The sequence below is a fragment of the Jeotgalibaca sp. A127 genome (assembly GCF_052266745.1).
Taxonomy (GTDB): Bacteria; Bacillota; Bacilli; order Lactobacillales; family Aerococcaceae; genus Jeotgalibaca.
The window spans coordinates 101,978-127,348 of sequence record NZ_JBQPRC010000005.1; the positions used below are offsets into that span (position 1 = coordinate 101,978).

The following is a 25,371-nucleotide window of genomic DNA, read 5'->3' on the forward strand; positions in this document are numbered from 1 at the left end:
ACTGGATTTGACCAGTAACAATCATGCATGCAGAGTCATTCCGGAAAAGGGATGACTCTTGCGTGTTTTCAAAAATGGCTGATTAAGGAGACTAACGATTTCATGGAAAAATTATCTTTGAAGAAAGTGGACTTGTTTGCCCCAGGAGACAATGGTTCGAAAGCTTATCGTATTCCTTCATTACTGACGACGAAAAAGGGAACCGTGATTGCCGGAAACGATGCCCGCATCGTGAACCAGCGCGATAATCCCAATAAAATAAATATTACCATCCGCAGAAGTTTCGATAATGGCGAGACATGGCAACCTATCCAAACGGTCGTTGAATATCCGGGTAATGATATCAAAAGCCCAGCTGTCATTGACTCTTCCTTGTTGCAAGATGAAGAAACAGGGACAATCTGGCTGCTGTTTTCCCATACACCGGGTGGCGTAGGACTTTGGAACAGCGGTCCTGGTATCGGTTTTGATGAAAAAGGACGCCGGAACCTGCATGATAGCGAGATGAAACGCTATGTTCTGGAAGCAGACGGGACGGTCTTGACGCGTGAAGGCGAACCAACTGATTATACCGTAAACGAAAAAGGCTTTAGTTCCAAAAAAGGGATTGAAAGTGGTCATATTTACGAGATTTTCGATGAAATGAAAGCCGATCATTTATTTGAACAAAACACATGTTATTTACAGATTGTTAAAAGTGAAGACGATGGCGCAACCTGGTCCCAACCAATCGAACTCAACCCCCAGGTGAAGGCCGAGTGGATGCAATTTTTGGGAACCGGTCCAGGGGTCGGGATTCAATTGAAGCACGGTGAACATGCCGGCCGTTTGGTTTTCCCGATCTATTATTCAAACTTGGCCCGTATGATGTCTTGTGCCGTTATTTACAGTGACGATAATGGGAAAACGTGGCAAATGGGTGACTCACCGAATGATAACCGGGAAATCAAGTTGACAACGGAGTCCGCACAGGCGCTGGGTGCCAACGCCAGAAAATACGAACTGACCGAATCGCAAGTGATTGAGTTAGACAGTGGTAAATTGGTCTTGTATATGCGTAACCACTATGGTAACGGCCAAATTGCCCGGGCCACCAGTGAAGACGGGGGGCAAACATGGGACGGATTTGAATTTGTTGAAGAACTCATCAACCCTGTGTGCCAAATCAGTGTCATCCGTTACCCTTCACAAACTGGCCAAGAACTGATTTTATTTTCCGGACCCGCTTCGACGGACAAACGTGAAAATGGCGTTATTCGTTTGAGTGAAGACGGTGGTAAAACATGGCCATATGCACTGACAATTGAGGAAGGGGATTTTGTCTATTCCTGCTTGACGGTGATGGCAAATGGCGAAATCGGTATTTTATACGAAACAACAATAGAAGACCGGGAAAGTATCCGTTCAGTCTTTACATCATTAACGTTGGAAGATATTAAAGGTTAAACAGCCAAGAAAGAATAGGGGATAAACATGCAAGCAATTATGGATAAGAAGAGTTCATTGATGAAAGCCATGGTTTGGTTATCCGACATGGTCCACATTCAATTCCTGTGGGTGGTATTCACCTTGGCAGGCTTGGTGGTAGGCGGAATTTTCCCGGCTACATATGCCATGTTTGCTGTTCAGCGCCGATTGATCCGGAAAAAGTCATCCGGCCAATTGAACAAGCTGTTTTGGGAAGAGTATAAAGCGAACTTTATCAAGGCCAACATTCTGGGTCTTCTATTCGTTCTGATTGTCCTTGGTGTTTATCTATATTATCAATCCGTGCTTAATATCGCGGGGCCGCTTCGGGTTATTTTCAGTTTTGTGGCATTCGGAATCGTATTTTTTACCACGCTGACAATCGTTTTTACTGGTCCCGTTGCGGCCCACTTCGATCTTGATGTTTTTCAGATCATCAAACATGCCTTGATTGTGGAAGTTTCTTGTCCTATTCACACCATCGGAATTATCGCGACGACGGTGGCATTTATTGCTAGTGTGTATCAATTTCCCGTACTGGTTCCTTTTGTTAGTGTCGCGATATTCACGTATAGCGTGATGTGGATTGCCCAACATGCTTTCGGAACTTTGGAAAAAGTAATGCAACAATCATAAAAAAACCGACTCAGGAGGAATTATTAATGAAACGCTCAGACCTAAAAGGATTATACTCTGCACTGCTCGTACCATTTGATGAAGATGGCAAGGTGAATGAGGCTGGACTCAGACAAATCGTCCAACACAACATCAACGCTATGAAAGTCGATGGTTTATACGTCGGCGGCTCATCCGGCGAAAACTTTTTGGTGGAAACAGCAACCAAAAAACAAATTTTTGATATCGTGATGGATGAAGCGAAAGGGGCCATCAAATTGATTGCCCAAATTGGGGGCATGAATCAATACGAAGCCATTGAATTGGGGCAGTATGCGACAGAGCTCGGTTACGATGCGGTTTCCGCGGTCACACCATTCTATTACCGCTTTGGCTTCCAGGAAGTAAAAGATTACTATTTCGATATTCTTGATAAAGTGGATAACGATATGATCGTTTACTCCATCCCGACTTTGACCGGTGTGGAAATGGGAGTGAAGGAATTCGAGGAATTATTCGCACATGAAAAGATTGTGGGCGTGAAATTCACGCAGGCGGACTTCTACTTGTTGGAGCGTTTGCGTAAAGCTTTCCCGGAACATTTGATTTTCTCCGGCTTCGACGAAATGCTGTTACCGGCGTTAATGTATAACGTGGATGGCGCTATTGGTTCAACGTTTAACGTAAACGGTGTCCGCTCGAGACAAATCATGGAAGCAGTCGCAGTAAAAGATAACGAAAAAGCCCTTATTTTACAAAATGATACGAACGACTTGATTGAAGCGGTATTGGCAAACGGTTTGTATGCCACTTTGAAACGTATCCTGCAATTGCAAGGTTGCGATGCTGGTCCATTCTTGTCCAGAAAACCGATGGCTTCAATGAGTGAACAACAAATCGCCAAAGCTGACGAAATCTATGAATTATATTTGAAATATGCACACGTTGAAAACGTGGGAGTTGATGCTTAATCGAAGCGACATTTACAACCTTTCCGCATTATGAGAACCGGGTAAGCCTGTTTGATAAGCTGCCTATTCAAAAGGATAGCATTGTTTTTGTCGGCGACAGTATTACCCAACGAAACGAATGGGCGGAAATGTTTGGCAATCCAAAAATCGTCAATCGCGGTATTGATAGTGATCGTGTGGGTGGTGTCCTTACCAGGCTTTCGCAAATTGTGACCGGGCAACCGGCTAAAATATTTTTGCTGGTTGGCATCAATGACATTTCCGACCAGACACCACTATCGGAAATAGCTACCGTTTATCAAGAAATCGTCGCCACTATCCGGGAGAAAACACCGGATACCCAGTTGTTTCTGCAAAGCATCCTGCCGGTCAACCATTCAACTTATGGCCATTACATTGATAACCAAGTGGTTGTTGACTTGAATACGCAAATTGCGCAGTTTGCTGATGGACACACCATTCACTATGTCGCTCTTTATGATACCTTTCTGGCAGATAACAAGCTGGAAATGGCGGAACGCTTTACCCATGATGGTGTTCATCTTTCTGGAGAGGGCTATGCGAATTGGAAGAAACAATTGGAAGGCTTGATTAAATAGAAAGAAAGAGCGATAAAGAAATCTTTTATCGCTCTTTCTTTTAAAGATTGAAAGGAGAAGTAGTTTTGAAAATATTGAGCATCGACATCGGCGGAATGGGCATCAAAAGTGATATCTATTCTCAAAACGGCCAAGCACTAGGAGATTTTAAAGAAATGCCAACCGTGGTAGACCATGCAGCGGGGACGAACAACATTTTGGAGCAGGTGCTCGTGTTGGTGGAAGCATATAGTCAATCCTACGAGCTGGATGGGGTTGCGATTTCCTCAGCCGGGGTCATCGATCCAGTGGCTGGTAAAGTGATTTACTCAGGTTATACGATTCCTGGCTACATCGGGACGGAATTTAAACAACAGATTGAGGCGCAGTTCAATATTCCTTGTTTTGTTGAGAATGATGTAAACAGTGCCGCTTTGGGTGAATATTGGCTTGGGGCTGCGAAGGGCAGCAAATCAGCGGTTTGCCTGACAATCGGTACGGGTATCGGTGGTGCAATCTTGTTGGACGGAACCATTTGGCATGGTAAATCATTTGCCGGTGGGGAAGTGGGTTACCTGCCCGTGAATGGGCACAATTGGCAAGACTTGGCCTCGACAACCGCCTTGTGCCAGGATTATGAAAACCGAACAGGACGGGCTGACATGACCGGGAAAATCGTCATGCAGGCATATCGGAATGGCGATGAGGCGGCAAACCAAGCCGTCAACCAATTTGTCGGTAATTTCTGCTGTGGCTTGCTGCCGGTTCTATACTTGTTCAATCCAGAAAAAGTCATCATCGGTGGGGGGATTATGCAGCAGCAGGATATCCTTATTCCGAAAATCCAACATAAATTGAGACAACAACTGCAAAATAAATTTTTCTTGCCGGACGAACTTGTTGCCGCATCCTTTGGGAATGAATCGGGACGCATCGGTGCCGTCTATCATTTTCTCAAGATGCAAGAACTGGGAACACAACAAAAAAGGGAAGTTGCGACCTCGAATCATTAAGGTATAATGAGATTGTTATCCTTAAATTTAAGAATGAGGTCGAGAGCATGTATAAAAGTATCGTTGTGGACGATGAAAGAAATATCCAAGAACGCCTTTCTAAATTTTTCCCTTGGAATGAATACGGTTTCACTGTTGTCGGTACCGCCGGCGACGGCTATGCAGCCTTGAAACTGGTTGAGGAAATGCAACCGGATTTGATATTCACGGATATCAAAATGCCGAAGATGAACGGGTTGGAACTGGCTGAGCAAGTTTCCAAACATTTTCCAAAGACCAAAGTCGTGATTCTGACAGCACACGATGATTTCGATTATGCCAAGAAAGCCATCAACTATGGCGTCATTGGTTATTTGCTGAAGCCGATCATGAAAAAAGATTTCCGGGAGTTGATGGACAATCTGAAACCGAAACATTTTCCCGATATTAATGAAGAAAGTGTTGATGAAAAATCTACTCCCGAAACGCCCCATAAAGAAAAGAACCAGTACGTTGATTTTGCAATCAAGTACGTTCGAGAACATTATGCTGAACCGATAGCCTTAAAGGACATCGCCCACCAAATCTATATCCATGAGGCGTATCTCAGCAAATTATTCAATGAAAAAATGGGTGATGGTTTCAGTTCCTATTTAAACAAGGTACGTGTTGAAGAGGCGAAAAAACTGATCATGTATACTGACACGCAACTGAAAGATGTGGCGGAAAAGGTTGGGTTTTCGACGTATTCCTATTTCAACCGCGTATTCAAACAAACAGTTGGTGTGACACCGCTTGAATTCAGAAGGAAGCATACGTAATGAAAAAAAATATCAAACGAATCCGGAGTCTCAGACGCTATTTGGTTTTTCTGTCGGCACTGGTCAGTATGGTCAGTATTTTTATCATTATCCTTTTTTTCTCTAACGAAGTAGATGATTATCTAATTGAGCAAAAACAAAACTACGCTGAGGAATCACTTTCGCGTTCGTCTTTTATTTTGGAACGAGAATTGAACAAAGTGACGAACCTGGTTGGGAAAATCCAAAATAATGAAACCATCATCTCGAGTGTCAACGCCCTGGAAAAATCGGATGCTTCGCCCATCGTTAAATACAAGCTGTCACAACAATTGAACGACTTTTTGTTCAGTCTCAATCAAGAAAGTTTTTTGATAAAGAACATTCTGATCATCACACCGAAGACACAATACAGTGCAACCGGGGATACGGCCGGCTATGAATTGAACGGTCTGGAAATAACAGATAATACCAATACCTATTCGTTATATTCAGTTCCGACGCTATTGCAGGATGCCAACAGCAACAAGTACACGATGCAGGAGATACTGAATCGTAGCAACACCTATTTAAAAGATGAATATTTTTTCGCGGCGAATATCACGGATAGCAACAAACAGCAAAAAGCGCTGGTATTGGTCGTAATCGATGAACGGGAATTCGCCAACCAACTATTGGCCAGAGACCAATCTCAAATTATCTTCAACGAATCTGCGGTATTTTTCCAAGACGAACGCTTTGACAAGAAAAAAATGGGGGACCGATATTTGGCGGATATTTATCCTTATAACCTGCAACTTGTCTATCAAATGGATGAGACTGCTTCGGATAATACGCCAGTTATTATTGGCATTCTCATCGCATCCTCTCTCTCAGTCTTGGTTCTGTCATTTTTTCTTTCCAAAAGTACGGCTGACACAACCCTGGAGCCCATCAATGAACTCCTGGATTGGATGAACAGGCGCCAAGCTACTGAAAAAAAATTCCCACTCACTGCCCAAGATCGTTTTGGTTCCAGGAGTTTTCGAGAACGACTGACCTATTATTTTTTTGTGACCATCATCATTCCGGTTGTTGTCGTTTCAGGGCTTTATTCCTGGCATGCGTATCAAGGTGCCAGCCGGGAAATGACAGCACTGCATGCTTCCGAACAGAGCGGGAAAGCCTTGATTTTAAGTCAAGAAGTGAAACAATTCAAGAAAATACTAGCCACATTTTCCTCGACATTTGGTCTGACAAATCGTGGATCGTTGGATTTGATTGATGAAGCATCATTGGATGAATTCAAGACAGCTTATCTGGATACTTTCAGCAATGAATCCATCGGTGTTTATAATGCTGAAGGGGACTTGGTTGTTTCGAGTGGCGCGTTTGTTTTCAACACCGTTGAAAAATCGCTGTTGATGAATCGGGAAAACAACCAATCGCGTTTTTCATATAATGTCGGGATGACAAATCGCGGCGAATCCTTCTTGTCCTTGGTCTTGCCCATCGCCTATCAATCTAATTTCGACCAACCTTTGGGATTCGTTGTTTTGAATATCAGTGAGAAATATTTCGGATCGATACCGTTAATTACCGGCGATAATACCGAATTTCTCACCGACAATGATTTGTTTGTCTGGAACTTGAACCAACAAACGATTCAGCTGTTGAATGACGATACACGCGAAAGCCTGTTGGATATGACCGGACCAAGCTCAAAGATTTCATTTGGAGACTGGCAATACGGATCGCAATTGAACCAACAAAGTCTACGGGAAGATATCCAAAATATATTTATCCGTAATTCCTACCTTTATTTTATTTTAATCCTGATATTGCTTGCCATAACCAATCTTTTGACAAGAAGGGTCATCAAGCCCTTTAATGCTTTGTTGATCAACTTCCAACAGGATCCGGAGAATTGGGAACAGGCACAGTTGGCTGAAAAAGTGATTGGGATTGATGAAGTAGAAAAACTACGTCAAAATTTCACCCGCGGGCTTGAACGCTTGAATGCCCTGGTCGATGAGAAACAGGAGCTTCAGGAACATTATCTCAACGAGCGCTACAAAAAACGGGAGATTCAATTATTCGCCCTACAGGATCAAGTCAATCCACATTTTCTCTACAACGCTTTGGAGAACTTGTTGTACTTGGTGGAAGCAGAGGAAACCGATCGTGCATTGGCGATGGTCAGTTCGTTAAGCCGCTTTTTCCAATTCGTCACCAATCGCAAGGAATTGATGATTCCTGTATCCAAAGAAACTGCATTTACCAAGAACTATCTGGAAATCATGCAGGAACGGTTCAATAATTTTAGCGTAAGCTGGGACATCGACGATACGGTTTTGGATGAGAAGGTTATGAAACTCATTTTGCAGCCACTGGTAGAAAATGTCATCCATCATAACGTCAGCCTGACCGATAGCTTGGTCCAAATCACGATTTCCATCAAAAAACAGGATGGGATGATTTGTTTTACGGTCATGGACGACGGTGTTGGCATTGAAGAAAGAAAATTGCAGGAAATCAAGGCTGAGTTATTGGCTTCATCCTATAACAAATCCGGTCTTTATAATGTCCATGATCGTATCAACTTATATTACGGATCGCAAAGTAACTTTTCCATTGACAGTAAGGTCCACGAAGGAACGACCGTCACAATCTGTATCCCAGCGAAAAATAAACAGCCGTAGTTTTTGCACAATCGAATCGCAATGATGAATGACCGGCCTAACTAGTCGGGAAGGCAACCAAGACATTCGTCACCAGTGGACGGATGTCTTTTTTTAGGGTAAATGAAACGCTGTTTCGTGAAGGAAAACAGGGTTAGGAGAAAAAAGCGGCGATTAGCTCGGGAAATATTCTGGAACGCCGCACTTGCGTAGAAAAAGTGGCGATTAGCTCAGGAAATATTCCGTAACGCCGCACTTGCGCGGAAAAAGCGGCGATTAGCTCGGGAAATATTCTGGAACGCCGCACTTACGCAGAAAAAGCGGCGATTAGCCCGGGAGATACTCCGTAACGCCGCACTTACGTAGAAAAAGCGGCGATTAGCTCAGGAAATATTCCGTAACGCCGCACTTACGCGAAAAAAACGACGATTAGCTCAAGGTAAAACCCTTGACTGTCGCCCTCAATTTCACGATGAGAGCTCAAATAAAACCAGGCGGTGACTAATGAACAAGAAAGCGAATGTCCATGCGACCTTCATGGATACCAATTATCAATATCCCCAAGCCAAATACGAAGCTATATTGAGACAAAACGAGCGACACCTGATTCTACAAGGCTGGAAAAACGATATCGTCCAGTGCCAGCTTTCGGTAGCCGCAGGGACGCAGTCAATTGAGAAGCTCGAAGTGAATCCAAGTGATTTGACAGGACCAAACGGAACCATCTTCAAGGACCAAATCCGGGTTTACCCCATTCAATCTGTCAATGCGGACGGCCAGGAAGCCAACGAAGTCCTAGCCAATGAACCTGTGACCGTTGTGGCACCAAATACGCTCCAAAATTTCTGGATCCAAATCACGATTCCCAAAACAACCGTAGCTGGCAGTTATACCGGACAGGTGACCATTGAAGAACAGAAGTTGGACCTGACCCTTGAAGTGGCCAATCAGACCTTGCCCGACAAAACTGCATTCGATGTCGAGTTTTGGCAAAACCCCTTTGCCGTAGCCGAATACTACCAGGTGCCAATCTTTTCCGAAAAGCATTTTGAAATTCTCACCCCCCATATGGAAAAATACCGCGCAATCGGCGGTAATACGATTACGGCATCCATCGTGGAGGAACCTTGGGACGGTCAAACCTACAGCAAAAATGAAACAAAATTCCCATCCATGGTGAAATGGACCAAAATGCCCAATGGCCAATTTGTATTCGATTACAAGTGGTTCGATCAATGGGTAGCTTTCAATAAACAATTGCACCTGGGCGATAAAATCGTTTGTTACAGCATTGTCCCTTGGAATAATAAACTTACTTATTTCGACCAAGCTAAAGCAGAACAAGCCTTTATTCCAGTAGAAGCAGAAACCGAATACCTGAAAGCCTGGAAAGCATTTTTGACTGACTTCATGCAACATCTCGAAGAAAAAGGCTGGAGCGATAACGTTTATATCGGTATCGATGAACGGGGAGTGGATCGGGTTCCATTTGATTTACTCGCTAAAATTACCGATTCTAAAGGCAATCGTTTCAAGACATCGGCGGCGATTGACGCAATCGACGAAAAGAAAGCAATCGCTTTACAGGTTGATGCGCTCTCTGTCGGCATTGTCGCTATCCGCAAAAAAGTCAAAGAATTTGCGGAAATTCGCTCAGAAAGAAAAGCAAAAGGCTTACCAACCACTGTCTATTCCTGCATGGGACATGCTCCGGGTAACTTTTCCTTGAGTGCTCCGGCTGAAAGTTACTGGACCATTTTGTATGGGTACGCCCAAAACAGTGACGGATTCCTGCGTTGGGCCTATGATTCTTGGGTGGAAAATCCTTTGGAAGATAGCTCGCACCGCTTATTCGAGGCAGGCGACTGTTTCTTGGTTTTCCCTGATCGAAAAGACAGTGCGCACCCGAAACCACAGTCAAGTGTGCGTCTCGAAAGATTGGCGGAAGGCATCCGTGACGTCAACAAACTAATGATTCTGAAAAAAGACCCAGCGCTAGCCACAGAAATAAATGAAATGCTGGCAACCATCCCAGCTTACTATGAAGCAACGGAATTCTATTTGATGGACGCCGGGAAAGCGGCCGTTGCCAAAGATACGACCACGATCAAACAAAAAATCGCTGAATTGACAGCTGCATTCGCTGAGGAGGCCGTCCATTAATGAAAGAAATTGCATTGCCCAAACAATATCTGAGTGTCATTGAAAAAGCTCCCGGTACCGAACGCCAGTATCTGGGACAACCCGATATGGTGCTCTTGGATGATGACCAGACGTTACTTACCGTCTATCCGGCCGGACATGGCGCGGGACCAGTCATTTTAAAGGTCAGCCCAGATGCCGGGGAGACGTGGGAAGAAAGAACCGATACCCCCGCCTCTTGGCAAGGTTCCTTGGAAACACCGACGCTTTTTAAACTGAACGAAAACAAACTGATCTTGATTTGTGGTCGACCAAATTGGAAGGGGAACCAAAGCGGTGGCTGGCAAACCTCGCTTTCCCTTGATAATGGGGAAACTTGGAGCGAATTCAAAACGCACCACACTAATTTTTCGGACGGAAGCAAAAACTATACGAGTGTTGCGATGGCCAGCCTCATTGCCTTAAAGGATGGCAGGTGGTTGGGTGTTTACCATGACGAGCATTTCGTGAACTATAAAACCTATTTGAGCTTTGACGAAAACGAGAACGAACAGTGGAGCGAACCAGAACCTTATCTACAAACTTACCGTAATATTGAGGAAGCCTATCAAATCTGTGAAGTGGGCTTGTTCCGTTCGCCCGACAACAAAAGTATTGTGGCGTTGGGAAGGGCCCAATCACATCGGCATCCATCCGTCCTGTTCTTTTCCCATGATGAAGGAAAGAGTTGGACGGAACCGACTGATGTCCATCCTGGTTTACAAGGGGAGCGGCATAAAGCGGTTTATGACCCGGTCACTAAGCGTCTGGTCGTGACCTTCCGGGAAATCACGCTCAACAGCGACTCACCTGAAGATTGGCTGGCAGGTGACTGGCTGGCCTGGGTAGGAACGTATGAGGACCTCGTCCAAAAACAACCCGGTGCTTTCCGCATCCGTCTGGCGGAAGACTGGACCAATACGCCGAAGTCAGGGGATACCGGTTATGCCGGCATCGTTGTCCAAAAAGATGGCACTTTTATTATGAACACCTATGGCCATTGGGATAAAGAGTTTTCCGAAAGTTGGCAAGGCGGCGTTTTGACGGACCTTTGCTACATTATCCAAGCCAAATTCAAGTTGGAGGAAATCGAAAATGTTTGAAATCAAAGATGACTTTTACCTCAATGATAAGCCCATCAAAATCATTTCCGGCGCGATTCATTATTTCCGCGTCGTACCGGAATATTGGGAGGACCGCCTTTTGAAATTGAAGGCGATGGGGTGTAACACGGTTGAGACCTATGTCCCCTGGAATGCGCACGAACCAGAAGAAGGTCAGTTTAACTTCGAGTGGATATTGGATATCCGAAGCTTTATCCAAACTGCCCAAAAAGTAGGGCTGATGGTCATTGTGCGGCCATCCCCGTACATCTGCGCCGAATGGGAATTCGGTGGTTTGCCGGCTTGGCTCCTGCAATATGAGGATATGAAGTTACGGGTTAACCATCCTATTTTCCTGGAAAAAGTCGACAACTACTTCCAGCGCTTGTTCCAGGAATTCGCCGACCTTCAAATCGAACAGGGCGGCCCGATTATCATGATGCAGGTCGAAAACGAGTACGGTAGCTTCGGTAGCGACAAAACTTATTTGAAGAAAGTCGCGCAAATGATGCGAAAATACGGCGCTACCGTACCCTTCGTGACCAGTGATGGCGCATGGAGTGACATGTTGAAAAATGGGACGGTTCTGGATGATGCCTACCCGACCGTTAATTGCGGCTCCAAACTAGTGGAAAGCATGCAGGAAGTCCGGAATTTCACCAAGAGTGAAGGCCCTCTGATGGTCATGGAATATTGGATTGGCTGGTTCGATGCCTGGGGGCGGGATCACCATACCCGCGATTTTGAAAGTGCCGCTCAGGAATTGGATGAAGCCCTTGAAATCGGCCACGTGAACTTTTACATGTTCCATGGTGGCACCAACTTTGGTTTCTGGAATGGCTCCAACTATTACGAAACCCATTCGCCGGACACGACCTCTTACGATTATGACGCACCTTTGACCGAATGGGGCGACGTCAGTGAGAAATACAAAGCCTTACAGACTGTTATCAAAAAACATGCAACGGTGGAAGAAGTAGCTCTGCCTGAACCAATCAAGAAAATACATTACGGAACTTACCAAGTGACAAACAGCACCTCACTTTTTGCCAACCTGGAAAACTTGGCTGTGAAATCTGAGCACAGCTACACCTTGCCGATGGAAAAATTGGGCCAAAATTTTGGTTACGTCTTGTACGAAACGGATTTAGGTGAAGCCCGTGAAATCCATGATTTCAAGTTACTTGGGGCCAATGATCGCGCTCAAGTATTCGTGAACGATAAACACGTCTTGACCCAGTACGACCAAGAGCTGGGGACAGAAGCAACCTTCCCTTTGGCCGACGAAGAAAATCGTTTGTCGATTTTGGTGGAAAATCTGGGGCGGGTGAATTATTCTTCGGTCCTGAACCATCAACACAAAGGCATTAACGAAGGCGTCATCATGAACCGTGCTTTTTTGAGCGATTGGAATCATTATTCCTTGCCGCTGGATAATATTGACCAAGTCGATTTCACCAAAGCATACCAAGCCGGTTTGCCGAGCTTCCATCAATTCAAGGTTGAAATCGATGAAATAGGGGATACCTTCATCGATATGACTGGTTGGGGTAAAGGCGTTGTCTTCGTCAACGGCTTCAACCTCGGCCGCTTCTGGGAAATCGGGCCGCAATTCCGCCTTTATTTACCAGGGCCGTTGTTGAAACAGGGAGAGAACACTATCGTGATTTTTGAAACAGAAGGGGTCGTAAAAGACACAATTACATTGACGGATATACCACCATTCGAGAGACAATAAGGAGGAAATGACAAATGGAACAATTACGTTTAGGTATTATCGGGGCTGGCTTTAGATGGAACATCACCGATTTTTGGCATCAACCTGAAGGACGGTCCATCATCACCGCATTGGCAGAAATCGATGAGACTGCCATGAACAAATTTAAAGCCAAATACCCGGATGAAGCTATTTTTTATACGGATGATTACCATGAACTGTTGAAGCGCGACGATGTGGATGCGGTCGTCGTTTTGACCGAGGATTATAAGCACAAGCAACAAGCCATCGACGTTTTACGAGCGGACAAGGACCTGTATTTGGAAAAACCGATGGCCATTACAATTGAGGATTGTGATGAAATCATTTCGGTCTGGAAGGAATCCGGCCGTAAACTGATGATCGGCTTCAACATGCGTTACATGCCCATGTACGAAACGATGAAACAAGTGATAGACGACGGGACCATCGGGGAAGTGAAAGCCGTTTGGGTGCGCCATTTCGTTGGACGGGGCGGCATTTATTACTACCAGGATTGGCATCGCAACTCTAAATATACGAATTCCTTGTTGTTGCAAAAAGCTTCCCATGACATTGATGTGATTCATATGTTGACGGGCAGCTATGTGAAAAAGGTTTCCGCTTTCGGGAGTCTCGATTTTTACGACAAACCGGAGAATTTTGAAGCGGATGGTTTGACCCACCAAACCGCTGCGGAAATCGATGTCGAGGACAACAACGTTCTTATCATGGAATTGGAAAATGGCGTGAAGGCTTCCTATCTGCAATGCCATTTCACACCTGACTATTCCCGCAACTATGTGGTGATCGGCACAAAAGGCCGTCTCGAAAACGACGACGTCAATGATACCATCACCATCAAAACCCGTAATACCGATAGTCTGCACGACAAGAGCGACATCGTCATCCAGATGAAACCGACGCTCGGTGACCATGCCGGTGCCGACCCGCAAATTGCCAATGCTTTTGTGGAATACATTTTGGACGGTGTCGAACCAAAAGCTTCACCCCTTGATGGTCGCATGAGCGTGGCTGTTGGTGTCAAGGCGACCGAATCGGTCCGAAGCGGCGGCATCATGCAGGAAGTTCCGCAGTACTTGAGTCAGTTCGTTCCTCAATAAAGCCAAAAGACGATGCGAACCGGCATGCTGGTTGTGCATCGTCTTTTTTTGTTGACTTTCACAAGAGAGTATTTTAAACTGGTAATGACCAGTAGATACCAGACGATACCAGTCGGGTAATTAAAATCACACAAAACAAGAAAAGAGGGAATAGATGTTAGATAAAAATAGCTCCCACCCCTTATATTCCCAGTTGATTGATGGGTTGATGGCGGAAATCGAAAAAAACTATCAACCAGATGAAAAAATCATGTCCGAACGGGAAATCTGCCAGACCTTTGATGTCAGCCGTACGACCGTCAGGCAAGCATTGGCCGAGATGGAAAATCTGGGCTACATTTATAAAAAACATGGCAAAGGGACATTCGTCTCGAAACGGTCGCAGGATCAGAAAAATTTGGCCGAAGCGTATAGCTTCACGGAGAGCATGAAGGCGATCAATAAAACGCCGCGCACCATCATCGCTTCCTTTGAAGAAATATCCGCCAACAAGCATATCCAGGACACCATGCAAACGACCAATGAAACCGTCTTTCGCCTGATTCGCATTCGCTTGGCGGATGATGAACCGATGATGTATGAAGTCAGTTACTTGCCGGTGGACATCTTTGCCGGCTTGACCTTGGAGAAAATACAAGGGAAACCTTTGTATGATGTTTTCAAGGAAGATTACCGCGTAACGATTCGTTACGCAGAAGAAGAATTTTCCGCTGGTATCGTGCGTGAAGTCGAAGCCGAGAATTTAGGCGTATCGGAAGATTCCCCATGTTTACGTATTAAGCGTCTTACTTACAACGACCAGGGCGAAATTATCGAGTACACACTCAGTGCCGCCCGGGCCGATCAATTCATTTACAAAATCAGCCACAAGCATGACCGAAACTAAAAAATGGAGGTTAGACAACCATGTTTGAAAAGAGCAAAGAAGCATTAGCGCATCTCGGTGCCGAAATCACCGTCCGTGAAATCAAGCAACAACCCGAACTCTGGCAGGAAGCTTTCGACTATTACCAAGCCAATGAAAGCCACATCCAGAATTTTTTAGAGAAAATAACCAAACACCATGAACGGGTTCGCGTCATCATGACGGGAGCCGGCAGTTCCGCTTATGTCGGCGATACCGTCCTGCCTTATTTAAAGAAAGTCGGAAATGAAGAAGCTTTCGACTTCCAGGCCGTGCCGACGACCAGTATCGTCAGCAACCCAAAGAGCTATTTCAAGAAAGACATCCCCACCATCCTGGTTTCTTTCGCCCGCAGCGGCAACAGCCCAGAGAGTGTGGCGAGTGTTTCCCTGGGCAAGCAAATTGTAGACGCTTTCTATCAAATCACGATTACCTGTGCTCCCGAAGGTAAACTGGCCCAGCAGGCAGCCGGAGACGAGGACAACCTGTTATTGTTGATGCCCGCTTTATCAAACGACCAAGGCTTTGCCATGACGGGCAGCTTCACCTGCATGACCTTGACCGCTAGCTTGGTATTCGATCCAGCAGACACCAACATGAAAGCAACTTATGTGAAAACAATGATTGCCATGGGTGAGGAAGTCTTGAGTCGCGAAGAAGAAATTCAAGCCATCATCAATACTGATTTCAACCGCGTCGTTTACTTGGGTTCAGGAGAATTGGCGGGCATTGCGCGTGAAGTCCAACTGAAAATACTCGAACTGACTGCCGGAAAAGTGGCAACGGCCTTTGATAGTTCCTTGGGCTTCCGTCATGGACCGAAATCATTTGTGGATGAGAAGACGCTTCTATTCTTATTTGTGTCCAACGATGCTTATACACGCCAATATGATGTAGATATGTTGGCAGAAATGAAAGCGGATCAAATTGCGCAAATGGTGTGTGGCGTGACGACCGGACCGACCAATACGACTGGAGTGAGCTTCACATTTTCAGACACCGGAACAACTTTACCGGATGCCTACCTGGCACTGCCTTATACGATATTTGGGCAAATCGTTTCATTATTGACCGCTTTGAAGGTTGATAACAAACCGGATACACCAAGTCCAACCGGAACGGTCAATCGCGTCGTTAAAGGCGTAACCATCCACGACAATCTGGACAGTAAGTGAGTGTGACCAACCATGAGATACGCACTAGCAATCGACATCGGTGGCACAAAAGTGGCAACCGGAATTATTTCCAAAGACGGTCACATCCTGAAACAGGCAACCGTCAAGAGTGATACCAGTAACCGGGAAAATATGTACCAATCCGTCAAACAAGCGATAGCAGACGTGATGACAGACGCGCCTGTCAGTTGGGACGAAATCGCAGGCATCGGGGCAGGAGTACCCGGGAAAGTAGACCCTGTAAAGGGGATTGCTGTTTACCAAAACAACATTCCTTGGCACAACTTCCCGATCCGGGAACGGCTGCAAAACGATTATCCCGTCCAAAACATTCAACTGGACAACGATGTTCACATGGCCGCTTACGCGGAGTGGAAACAGGCAGGTTTGGCACCGGATGCTTTGTTCGCTTATATCACCATCAGTACCGGCATCGCCTGCGCCATGCTGCAACAGGGGCGGTTCCTGAGGGGCGCCGGATTTGCCGGGGAATTGGGCTTGCTTCCATCCCGTTCCCTCAACAAACGCGTAACCCTGGAACAAGCGACGGGTGGGCCGGCCATTCAACGCGTCGGCCAAGACCGCTACCAAGACCCAAGTATCACGACGAAAGAGGTCTTTGACAGATTCCAGCAAAATGAACCCATTGCGACGGAAATTGTGGCTCAAACCGCAGAAGCCCTGGCAGAGGGGGTTTACAGTCTGGTTTCGATCCTTGATCCCCATCACATCACCTTTGGCGGGAGTGTTGCGACACACAACCCCCAATTTATCGAATTGGTGAAGGAGAATCTGAGTGCTTGGGCCTTGCCGGACCAAAGACATATCCTGGAAAACATAAACATCAGCCAATACGCCAACCTATCCGGACTCGTTGGGGCAGGTCTGCGCGTGTTTGACACAATCAAATGAGAACGGGAGGATGAAATTATGCTTGTGACGGTCACGATGAACCCTTCAGTTGACATCTCCTATCCGCTCGCTACGTTACGTATCGATGAAGTCAACCGGGTTCAAAAGGTCACCAAGACAGCGGGGGGAAAAGGGCTGAACGTGGCACGGGTTGCCGCTGCTATGGACTTTCCGGTGTCAACCACCGGCATCATCGGTGGCACAATCGGGGACTACATCATGCACCAACTGGACAACCAGGAAATTGCGCACGATTTTCACCAGATTGGCCAAGAGTCCCGCAATTGTATCGCCATTCTCCATGAAGGCAAGCAGACGGAAATACTCGAAGCGGGCCCAACGATTTCAGAATTGGAAGCGGATTCCTTTTTGACCCATTTCCAATCCCTACTCGCTGAACAGCCGGTTTCGGTATTGACCATTTCCGGCAGTTTGCCACAAGGGCTGACCGCGGAAACGTATAAAGAAATCATCCGCCTTGCCAACCAGGGAAACATCCCGGTTGTCCTTGATACATCAGGACCTACCTTGGTGGAAATTCTGGAAGACCACACCTTGAAGATAGCCGCCATCAAGCCGAATAAAGATGAACTGGCTGCCATCGAAGGAGGAGCAGGAGATGACCTGGTTTCACTTCTTGCGAAAGAGCGCTACGCCAATGTCGAGTGGGTCATCGTGACCTTGGGCAGCGCGGGGGCTTTTGCGAAACATCACGACCGCTATTACCAGGTACGTATCCCCAAAATAACGGTCGTCAATCCGGTCGGGTCCGGGGACGCCACCGTTGCCGGCATTGCCATGGCGATTTCCAAAGGCTTGAGTGACGAAGATTTACTGAAAACAGCCATGACAACGGGGATGCTGAACACAATGGAAGCAACCACCGGACACGTAAATAAAGATAATTTCGAGACATATTTCAGCCAAGTGACAGTTTCAGACAATTGAAAAGGGGTTTGACTATGCTAACTTTGACAAAAAACAAATTCGCACATCTCCAAAAATTATCCGACAACACCAATGTAATCAATGCACTTGCCATCGACCAACGGGGTTCCTTGAAAAAAATGATCGCCGAAAATAGTTCTGAAGATGTCGGTGATGAAGGCATCATCAATTTCAAGAGTGAAATTTCGCGGGAACTGACAAAATATTCCACCTCCATCTTATTGGATCCCGAATACGGCTTACCGGCTGCAGGTGTAAGGGATGAGCATGCCGGGTTGTTGATTTCCTACGAAAAAACGGGTTATGATGCCACCGAACCAGGCCGCCTGCCAGATTTACTGCCAAACTGGTCCGCCAAACGAATCAAGGAACTGGGCGCAAATGCTGTCAAGATTCTTCTCTATTACGATGTGGATGAAGGGGAAGAAATCAACGACATCAAGCACGCCTTCGTGGAGCGGGTCGGATCGGAATGTGTCGCGGAAGACATCCCTTATTTCCTGGAAATCGTGACCTACGATGCCAGCGATATGGATGTTAATTCGGCAGAATACGCCAAGGTCAAACCGCATAAAGTAAATGAGTCCATGAAAGTTTTTTCAGATCCCGCCTACGCGGTGGATGTCCTAAAGATGGAAGTCCCGGTCAACATGAATTTTGTGGAAGGATATGCCAAAGACGGCGAAGCGGTCTATACCCGTGAAGAGGCACTGCAATACTTCAAGGAACAATCCGACGCAACCCACTTGCCATTTATTTTCTTGAGTGCCGGTGTTTCTGCTGGTTTATTCCAGGAAACACTCCGTTTCGCCAAAGAAGCCGGCTCACAGTTCAACGGCGTTCTCTGTGGCCGTGCGACCTGGAAAGATGCAGTCGCTATCTATGCCCGCGACGGCGAAGAAGTTGCCCAAGAATGGATGCGTACAGAAGGCAGAAAAAATATGGAAGACTTGAACCTGGCTGTTGCAGAATCCGCAACACCTTGGACTGATAAAGTCACCGTCATATAACAGCGAGCATCCAAACTCAAGTTTGGATGCTTTTTTAGATGGACAAGAGAGCCTCCCGTTACGATTGACAACATATGTCTTTCAAGTTAGACTTTAAATATAACGAATACGCTTACATTTATTGTTTTTAAGGCTTTTGTCAAAAATATAGTTGCTGCGTTTCGGATTGTTTCCGAAAAAATCCGAAACGTTTTCACTTGCTAATTTCTGCTGCCATGTGTCCGGAAGAAGCGGTATATTTTTCATCTGCTTAGACAAAAATCATAAAGGAGCGGTTACTGATGGGAGACAAAATTAAGAAAGCTTTGGCATTAGGTTTGGTGAGCGTATTTACGTTGGGAGCCTGTAATCAAACTTCGGAAACGGAATCTAGTGGAGAGGTTGGGACAACCTCTACGGATGAGAAAGTGACCATTCGAATTGGAACGTGGGAGGGTGGCGATGGTCAGAAAATGCAGGAAGAAATCGCTGCCGCTTATATGGCTGACAACTCAAACGTCGAAATCATTGTTGAAAGTGTCCCGGATAATTATGGTACGAAATTATTAACGCAAATCGCAGGTGGCGATGCCCCAGATATTTTCCAAATAGGTGATGGTGATGTCAGTATGTTCCAATCCCGTGGCGCCTTGGAAAATCTCACCCCTTACATGGAGGGTGACAATGGCCTCAACATGGATGACTTCTTTGGTGAAGTATTGGAAGTCGGAAATATTGATGGCAATTACTACACCATGCCGAAAGATTATTCCACCTTTGCGATTTATTATAATAAAGATTTATTTGATTCAGCGGGAGTTGATTACCCGACTAGCGACTGGACTTGGGAAGAATTCTATGACATCGCACAACAACTGACTATCACCGAAGACGGTGAAACAACCCAATGGGGAACACGTTTACCTGGTGCCAGCAACCGTGATATCCTACCATTGATTTATGCATACGGTGGCGACATCATCGCTCCAGAAGGGGACACGGTCTTGGGTTATATGGATAGCGATGAAACGACCCAAGCACTGACATTCTTCGATGAAATGATTCGTTCCGGTGTGGCCCCTACTTCAACCCAAACCGAAGCCTTACAAGGGTCAGACCTTTTCCTTTCTGAAAAAGTGGCGATGAGCCCGACCGGTATTTGGCCAACGCAAAGTTATATTGATGAAGGTATGAACTTCGGTGTTGTGGAAGTGCCGGGTGGCGATTCCGGCCAGTTCTCGACTATCTATTATGCTGGCTACGGTATCTATTCCAGCTCCGACATCAAGGATGAAGCGTGGGATTATTTGAAATACTTGTCAACTGAAGGCCAAAAGACGTTTGCAGAACACGCGCTTTCCGCTTATGTTCCGGCAGCTGAAGAAGCTGGACAAACGGAAGATCCATACCGTGGTGTTTTTGTTAAGAGTGTGGACTTGATCAAAATGTTCCCTGAACGTCTTAACCCTGCCTTCAACAGCACAGCCGGTGCCCGCTTTAATGAAGTTTTGAGCGAAATTGTGGGAACAGGTAATAAGGGCAACCTTGATATCGCCGAACTTCTGGATAATGCCGCCGAAAATGGCCAATCCGAAATGGAAACCGAAATGGAACAATAACCACTGATACTAGAGGAGCATTGTCGCTTCTCTAGTATTTCGAATGTCCAAAATAGAAGGAAGGGATCAAGATGCAGCACGAACGGAAAAAAAGAAAAGTAACAAATAATCAGCGGAAATACATTGCTTTTTATGTGTTGATATCACCCTGGATCATCGGCTTTTTAGCATTCGTATTGATCCCCATGGTTATTTCTTTCCTCATGAGTTTTACGAGATGGGATTTGTTGACTGAGCCGAAGTGGATTGGTTTTGATAATTACATCAATTTATTCAAGGATCGCCTTTTCTATCAGTCGCTGAAAATAACCTTTGTTTATTCCATATTCGCCGTTCCCCTGCAACTCATCTTGTCTTTGGCCGTAGCATTGTTACTGAACCAAATTACATTAGGAGCCGGGGTTTTTCGTACCATTTATTACATTCCCGTCGTCGTCTCAGGGGTTGCGGTCATGGTTCTGTGGGTCTATATTTTTAATCCGGAAATTGGATTCATCAATCAAGTATTGAGCCTTATCGGCATCAAGGGACCGGGCTGGATTTATGATGAGGATTGGGCGATGACATCCCTGATTATCATGAGCTTATGGAATATCGGTGGAACGGTTATTATTTGGTTGGCCGGCCTTTCAGGTGTTTCCAAAGATCAATACGAATCTGCGGAACTTGATGGGGCAACCAAAGGACAACTTTTTTGGTATGTGACCTTGCCGGCTTTGACGCCAACATTGTTCTACAATTTAATCATGGGAATCATTGGCGCCTTGCAGACATTCAGCCAAGCCTACATCATGACAGATGGCGGCCCGAACTATAGTACCTTGTTCTACAATTATTATTTATGGGTGAATGCCTTCGAAAATTTCAAGATGGGCTATGCTTCGGCGATGGCGTGGATCCTCTTTATCATCATCATCCTGTTGACCTTGATTGTATTCAAATCCTCCGACACCTGGGTTTATTATGAAAATGAAGGGAAGTGAGCACGATGCCATACAAAATCACCTATAAGATGTCGCGCGTAGTATGGAAAACATTTGTGTGGATTGTGCTTTTGCTCGGGGCTGTCGTTACCCTGATTCCCTTTTTCTGGATGATTTCTACCGCCTTAAAGACGAATACGGAAGTCATGCGTTTTGACATGGTATGGTGGCCGGAGGAACCGAAATGGTCGAACTTCATCGAATCTTTCACCACCTTGCCATTCGGGAAATGGACTATGAATACGATTTTTATCACCGCACTGACGATTATCGGGACACTGATTTCCAACACGTTGGTTGCTTACGGTTTTGCCCGTTTTCGCGTGAAAGGGAGCCGCTTTTTGTTTTTCGTGGTTTTATCCACAATGATGCTGCCGGGAACGGTTACCATGATCCCCATGTTCGTTATTTTCCGGGAACTTGGCTGGATCAATACGTTTTATCCCTTGATTGTGCCCTCCTTCTTCGGGAATGCAACGTTCATTTTCCTGTTGCGCCAATTCTTTATGACCATTCCGGAAGAACTGGAAGAATCCGCCATGATTGACGGTTTGGGAACCCTGGGGATTTTAGTCCGCATTATTCTGCCCCTCACCTTGCCGGCTTTGACTACTGTCGCCATTTTCCAATTTAATGGTGCCTGGAATGATTTTATGGGGCCATTGATTTACTTGAGTAATCCAGACGACTTTACCCTCGCACTCGGGATAAATTTCTTTAAAGGGGAAAACAATCAAGTGCAATGGAACTATTTGATGGCTGCTTCGGTCATATCCATGTTGCCATCCCTCATCATTTTCTTCTTTGGGCAAAAGTACTTCATTAAAGGTATTAACTTGTCCTCTGGTATAAAAGGGTAGGTGTATCATGGTTAAATTAGACGATTTGCGCGAACAGAGAATGAACCCCGATAAACGGCAATTCGTGACACCTGGTAACAAATTGTATATGGTCGGAGCCCAAGACGGCAGTTTCCAGGCTTTCGGACACCATATCCCCAATGAAATGGGTGGGATTTGGATGCATCCGATTAAGCTTTTGGATGGCTTTTGGCTTGGATTCAAGGAGGAGCAAATCGAATGGTTGTCTGAGGCAACGACTTTTGTGAACTACCCTTATTACAACGAGCACATTTATGAAAAACAAAACCTCACCATCATCCGTCGCCAATTTGCTCCGGATGCCATTCCCGGATTGATCGTGAAGTATGAAATTAAAAACAAAACCAACCTACCTCAAGAGCTGGTGATCAATTGGCTCACCCGTACCGATTTGAGCCCGGTTTGGTTTGCGGATGCGAAAGGCATCACACCGAACGAAGACCTTATCCATATCAAGCACAACCAAGTTTTCGTGAAGGACAGCGGGCATGATTGGTATGTGGGGATTCAGGTCGATGTTCCACATCCGGCCATTACCTGTGGTTTCGAGTTGCAGGCAACGGACCTGGTATATGGGGCCGGTTCGGGTATCAATTGGGAATTTCCTTTCCAGATTGCTCCTGGGGAAACGAAAACATTGGTGATCCGAATTGCGGGTTCGCTCGTTTCCGAAAATGCTGTTGCTGAAACATTGGCAGAGTTGGGGGATACGGAAGGTCTTTTTAGACGCAAGAAGAAATATTACGAACAAATCATTGAAACAAGCAATTTACATATCCCGGATAAAAACCTGGAGAAAATATATGCCTGGGCCAAATGCCATCTCGCCTGGTTGACGCTTAACAATAGTTTTATGGCAGGTTTACCAGAGTATGCCTGGTGGTTCGGGACGGATAGTGCCTATACCGTCCTGGGGGCATTACCGGCTGGTTTCCATGAAAGTTCCAAAAGTACTTTGGATTTAATCGGAGAAATTTCCCGTAATTACAATAAAAATGGCAGAATCATCCACGAAGCAAATACGTTCGGAGTAGTAGGTAATGCAGGAAACACCCAGGAAACCGCCCAATTCATCGTCGCTGTATATGAAGTTTTCCGTTGGACCGGCGATCAGTCGTGGCTCGAATCCCATTATTCCGCCATTAAAGAAGGAATCAAATGGTTGATGATTGAAATGGATCCGGATCAAGATTGTTTTCCTGACGGGTACGGCATTATCGAAATTCTAGGTTTGAACGCGGAACTCATCGATACCGCCACTTATGCCTGTTTAGCCCTGAAAGCAGCCGCAAAAACGGCACGATTATTCAACGACCATCTTGATGCCAAGCGCTACCGCCAATTGTCCGACGAATTACAGCATAAAATCCGTACGGAATTTTGGATGGCAGAACAAGGCCTGTTTGGAGATTTCCGTATTTCCGGTGATAAGTTGCACCGAACCATCGATAATTTCATCACCCAAGAAAAATCAAAAACAGAATCATCACGTATCCGTTACTACAAAGAAGTGCAACAGCTACTGGTACAAACGGGAATGGATCAAGAAATACGTGAACGCACCTGGAATTTCAAAAACTGGATTATCAATACGCCGTTTGCGACCCGGATAGCAACTGTAAAACAAGCAGAGGAGGCCTTGCCACAACTTAATTCCGACACCTATATTGGGGAATATGGCATGTATTTATCCGGCCTTGGAGCAAGCGTTGAGAAATCCATCATGACGATTTCGACCGGTGTCCAGATCCAGGCGAACATGCAGTACGGGAAGACGGCCGAGGCGTTTCAATTAGTAAAGAAAATGGCCGCGACATTCAACCAGTATCTGCCCGGTTCCATCACGGAAATGTCACCTGATTACGGTTGTTTTGTTCAGGCTTGGACCGCCTATGGGATGCTGAAGCCTTTCATTTCCGGCTTTGCCGGTATCCATCCGGAAGCGTATTTAAAGAGCATTTATCTGAATCCACAGCTGCCGGCAGAATGGGACAAGTTGGTATTGGAAAAAGTCAAAATCGGCTCAAACAGTTTGGATTTTGACATCGAACGCGATGCAAAAGGTTATACCGTTACTATTAAATCACTAGAACGCGAGTGGAAATATAGAGGTCCGGATACGGTCACGATCAAGATGAGGGAGGAGTAAAACATGTTAATCAGGCGCATCATGCCCATTTTTCAATGGTTTTCGAAATATGTCTTATTGAGCCTGTTGATCGTTTTGGGCATTGTTTTGGGACTTGGTGTATTGGGATTATTTCCTTCCCTGTATGCGGCCAGTTCCGTCTGCCAAGAATGGCGCACCCGTTCCGATCTCCCAGTTATCCGGTACTACTGGCAAGCTTATAAAACAAAGTTCTGGTCCAGCCAGAAATACGGTTATTTCGCATTGTTCATTACCCTTGTTGTGGCCAGCAACGTGCTTTACTGGAATCAACTGGCGGTACCATTTGCCGCGGTTGGAAAGTATACCTGGTTCTTCCTACTACTGCTTGTTTCAATCAGCAATGCCATGATTTTACCGACAGCTATTACCAACCAGTTCGATGTAAGAGAAACACTGCAGCTGTTTGCGCTCAGTTTAAAAAATCCCATCCGGCACATTGTAATCCTATTCGGATTGGTCCTCTTGTATATAGCCTTGGTTTTCTTACCCGGAATTATGCTGTTTTTGATATGGGGTCTCATGGTCCATTGGATAAATTACCACAGTGAGTTTTCCTGAGTGATA

Annotated in this window: 21 protein-coding genes; all 21 read left to right on the forward strand. The window is 45.7% G+C overall.

What is annotated here, in order from left to right; all coding sequences use genetic code 11:
- The first annotated feature begins 102 nt into the window (after positions 1–102).
- Complete coding sequence (locus tag ACTVAI_RS07180; protein ID WP_443486273.1) at positions 103–1,446, forward strand: sialidase family protein; 1,344 nt, start codon at positions 103–105, stop codon at positions 1,444–1,446.
- 27 nt (positions 1,447–1,473) lie between these two features.
- Positions 1,474–2,103 carry a YesL family protein gene (locus ACTVAI_RS07185; protein WP_443473233.1) on the forward strand — a complete coding sequence of 210 codons (630 nt, stop codon included), beginning with the start codon at positions 1,474–1,476 and terminating at the stop codon, positions 2,101–2,103.
- Positions 2,104–2,129: 26 nt separating this feature from the next.
- Complete coding sequence (locus tag ACTVAI_RS07190) at positions 2,130–3,053, forward strand: N-acetylneuraminate lyase (RefSeq protein ID WP_443486274.1); 924 nt, start codon at positions 2,130–2,132, stop codon at positions 3,051–3,053.
- Positions 3,054–3,133: 80 nt separating this feature from the next.
- Complete coding sequence (locus tag ACTVAI_RS07195; RefSeq protein ID WP_443486299.1) at positions 3,134–3,652, forward strand: GDSL-type esterase/lipase family protein; 519 nt, start codon at positions 3,134–3,136, stop codon at positions 3,650–3,652.
- 65 nt (positions 3,653–3,717) lie between these two features.
- On the forward strand, positions 3,718–4,644 hold the full coding sequence (locus ACTVAI_RS07200; RefSeq protein ID WP_443486275.1) for an ROK family protein: 927 nt from the start codon (positions 3,718–3,720) through the stop codon (positions 4,642–4,644).
- A gap of 47 nt (positions 4,645–4,691) precedes the next feature.
- Positions 4,692–5,444: a response regulator transcription factor gene (locus ACTVAI_RS07205; protein ID WP_443473236.1), complete on the forward strand. Its 753-nt coding sequence runs from the start codon at positions 4,692–4,694 to the stop codon at positions 5,442–5,444.
- Positions 5,444–8,104, forward strand: coding sequence for a sensor histidine kinase (locus ACTVAI_RS07210; protein WP_443486276.1), 2,661 nt, complete (start codon positions 5,444–5,446; stop codon positions 8,102–8,104). The genes ACTVAI_RS07205 and ACTVAI_RS07210 overlap by 1 nt, the downstream gene beginning before the upstream one ends.
- 483 nt (positions 8,105–8,587) lie before the next feature.
- The gene (locus ACTVAI_RS07215; protein WP_443486277.1) at positions 8,588–10,246 is read left to right on the forward strand and encodes a glycoside hydrolase domain-containing protein; all 1,659 of its coding nucleotides are present in this window, start codon (positions 8,588–8,590) and stop codon (positions 10,244–10,246) included.
- Positions 10,246–11,367, forward strand: coding sequence for a sialidase family protein (locus tag ACTVAI_RS07220; protein ID WP_443486278.1), 1,122 nt, complete (start codon positions 10,246–10,248; stop codon positions 11,365–11,367). Before ACTVAI_RS07215 ends, ACTVAI_RS07220 begins: the two co-directional genes overlap by 1 nt.
- Positions 11,360–13,105, forward strand: a complete 1,746-nt coding sequence (locus ACTVAI_RS07225) for a beta-galactosidase (protein ID WP_443486279.1) — start codon at positions 11,360–11,362, stop codon at positions 13,103–13,105. The genes ACTVAI_RS07220 and ACTVAI_RS07225 overlap by 8 nt, the downstream gene beginning before the upstream one ends.
- A gap of 14 nt (positions 13,106–13,119) precedes the next feature.
- Positions 13,120–14,226 carry a Gfo/Idh/MocA family protein gene (locus ACTVAI_RS07230; protein WP_443486280.1) on the forward strand — a complete coding sequence of 369 codons (1,107 nt, stop codon included), beginning with the start codon at positions 13,120–13,122 and terminating at the stop codon, positions 14,224–14,226.
- Positions 14,227–14,380: 154 nt separating this feature from the next.
- A complete protein-coding gene (locus tag ACTVAI_RS07235; protein WP_443486281.1) occupies positions 14,381–15,112 on the forward strand; it encodes a GntR family transcriptional regulator in 732 nt (243 codons plus the stop codon).
- A 20-nt stretch (positions 15,113–15,132) separates the two neighbouring features.
- Positions 15,133–16,305, forward strand: a complete 1,173-nt coding sequence (locus ACTVAI_RS07240) for an SIS domain-containing protein (RefSeq protein ID WP_443486282.1) — start codon at positions 15,133–15,135, stop codon at positions 16,303–16,305.
- 12 nt (positions 16,306–16,317) lie between these two features.
- Complete coding sequence (locus ACTVAI_RS07245) at positions 16,318–17,217, forward strand: ROK family protein (protein WP_443486283.1); 900 nt, start codon at positions 16,318–16,320, stop codon at positions 17,215–17,217.
- An 18-nt stretch (positions 17,218–17,235) separates the two neighbouring features.
- Positions 17,236–18,165, forward strand: coding sequence for a hexose kinase (locus ACTVAI_RS07250; RefSeq protein ID WP_443486284.1), 930 nt, complete (start codon positions 17,236–17,238; stop codon positions 18,163–18,165).
- 8 nt (positions 18,166–18,173) lie between these two features.
- Positions 18,174–19,175, forward strand: coding sequence for a tagatose-bisphosphate aldolase (gene lacD / locus ACTVAI_RS07255; protein WP_443486285.1), 1,002 nt, complete (start codon positions 18,174–18,176; stop codon positions 19,173–19,175).
- Positions 19,176–19,456: 281 nt separating this feature from the next.
- Positions 19,457–20,773, forward strand: coding sequence for an ABC transporter substrate-binding protein (locus tag ACTVAI_RS07260; RefSeq protein ID WP_443486286.1), 1,317 nt, complete (start codon positions 19,457–19,459; stop codon positions 20,771–20,773).
- A 71-nt stretch (positions 20,774–20,844) separates the two neighbouring features.
- Positions 20,845–21,756: a carbohydrate ABC transporter permease gene (locus ACTVAI_RS07265; protein WP_443473248.1), complete on the forward strand. Its 912-nt coding sequence runs from the start codon at positions 20,845–20,847 to the stop codon at positions 21,754–21,756.
- A gap of 5 nt (positions 21,757–21,761) precedes the next feature.
- Complete coding sequence (locus ACTVAI_RS07270; RefSeq protein WP_443486287.1) at positions 21,762–22,616, forward strand: carbohydrate ABC transporter permease; 855 nt, start codon at positions 21,762–21,764, stop codon at positions 22,614–22,616.
- A gap of 7 nt (positions 22,617–22,623) precedes the next feature.
- Positions 22,624–24,786, forward strand: coding sequence for an alpha-L-rhamnosidase-related protein (locus ACTVAI_RS07275; RefSeq protein ID WP_443473250.1), 2,163 nt, complete (start codon positions 22,624–22,626; stop codon positions 24,784–24,786).
- 3 nt (positions 24,787–24,789) lie between these two features.
- Positions 24,790–25,365: a DUF624 domain-containing protein gene (locus tag ACTVAI_RS07280; RefSeq protein WP_443473251.1), complete on the forward strand. Its 576-nt coding sequence runs from the start codon at positions 24,790–24,792 to the stop codon at positions 25,363–25,365.
- The last annotated feature ends 6 nt before the right edge of the window (positions 25,366–25,371 follow it).

Coding starts and splice junctions, on each gene's coding strand:
- ACTVAI_RS07275 (WP_443473250.1), top strand. CDS start 22,624: ATGGTTAAATTAGACGATTTGCGCGAACAGAGAATGAACCCCGATAAA.
- ACTVAI_RS07225 (WP_443486279.1), top strand. CDS start 11,360: ATGTTTGAAATCAAAGATGACTTTTACCTCAATGATAAGCCCATCAAA.
- ACTVAI_RS07280 (WP_443473251.1), top strand. CDS start 24,790: ATGTTAATCAGGCGCATCATGCCCATTTTTCAATGGTTTTCGAAATAT.
- ACTVAI_RS07240 (WP_443486282.1), top strand. CDS start 15,133: ATGTTTGAAAAGAGCAAAGAAGCATTAGCGCATCTCGGTGCCGAAATC.
- ACTVAI_RS07265 (WP_443473248.1), top strand. CDS start 20,845: ATGCAGCACGAACGGAAAAAAAGAAAAGTAACAAATAATCAGCGGAAA.
- ACTVAI_RS07245 (WP_443486283.1), top strand. CDS start 16,318: ATGAGATACGCACTAGCAATCGACATCGGTGGCACAAAAGTGGCAACC.
- ACTVAI_RS07185 (WP_443473233.1), top strand. CDS start 1,474: ATGCAAGCAATTATGGATAAGAAGAGTTCATTGATGAAAGCCATGGTT.
- ACTVAI_RS07190 (WP_443486274.1), top strand. CDS start 2,130: ATGAAACGCTCAGACCTAAAAGGATTATACTCTGCACTGCTCGTACCA.
- ACTVAI_RS07250 (WP_443486284.1), top strand. CDS start 17,236: ATGCTTGTGACGGTCACGATGAACCCTTCAGTTGACATCTCCTATCCG.
- ACTVAI_RS07260 (WP_443486286.1), top strand. CDS start 19,457: ATGGGAGACAAAATTAAGAAAGCTTTGGCATTAGGTTTGGTGAGCGTA.
- ACTVAI_RS07180 (WP_443486273.1), top strand. CDS start 103: ATGGAAAAATTATCTTTGAAGAAAGTGGACTTGTTTGCCCCAGGAGAC.
- ACTVAI_RS07230 (WP_443486280.1), top strand. CDS start 13,120: ATGGAACAATTACGTTTAGGTATTATCGGGGCTGGCTTTAGATGGAAC.
- ACTVAI_RS07210 (WP_443486276.1), top strand. CDS start 5,444: ATGAAAAAAAATATCAAACGAATCCGGAGTCTCAGACGCTATTTGGTT.
- ACTVAI_RS07205 (WP_443473236.1), top strand. CDS start 4,692: ATGTATAAAAGTATCGTTGTGGACGATGAAAGAAATATCCAAGAACGC.
- ACTVAI_RS07215 (WP_443486277.1), top strand. CDS start 8,588: ATGAACAAGAAAGCGAATGTCCATGCGACCTTCATGGATACCAATTAT.
- ACTVAI_RS07235 (WP_443486281.1), top strand. CDS start 14,381: ATGTTAGATAAAAATAGCTCCCACCCCTTATATTCCCAGTTGATTGAT.
- ACTVAI_RS07270 (WP_443486287.1), top strand. CDS start 21,762: ATGCCATACAAAATCACCTATAAGATGTCGCGCGTAGTATGGAAAACA.
- ACTVAI_RS07220 (WP_443486278.1), top strand. CDS start 10,246: ATGAAAGAAATTGCATTGCCCAAACAATATCTGAGTGTCATTGAAAAA.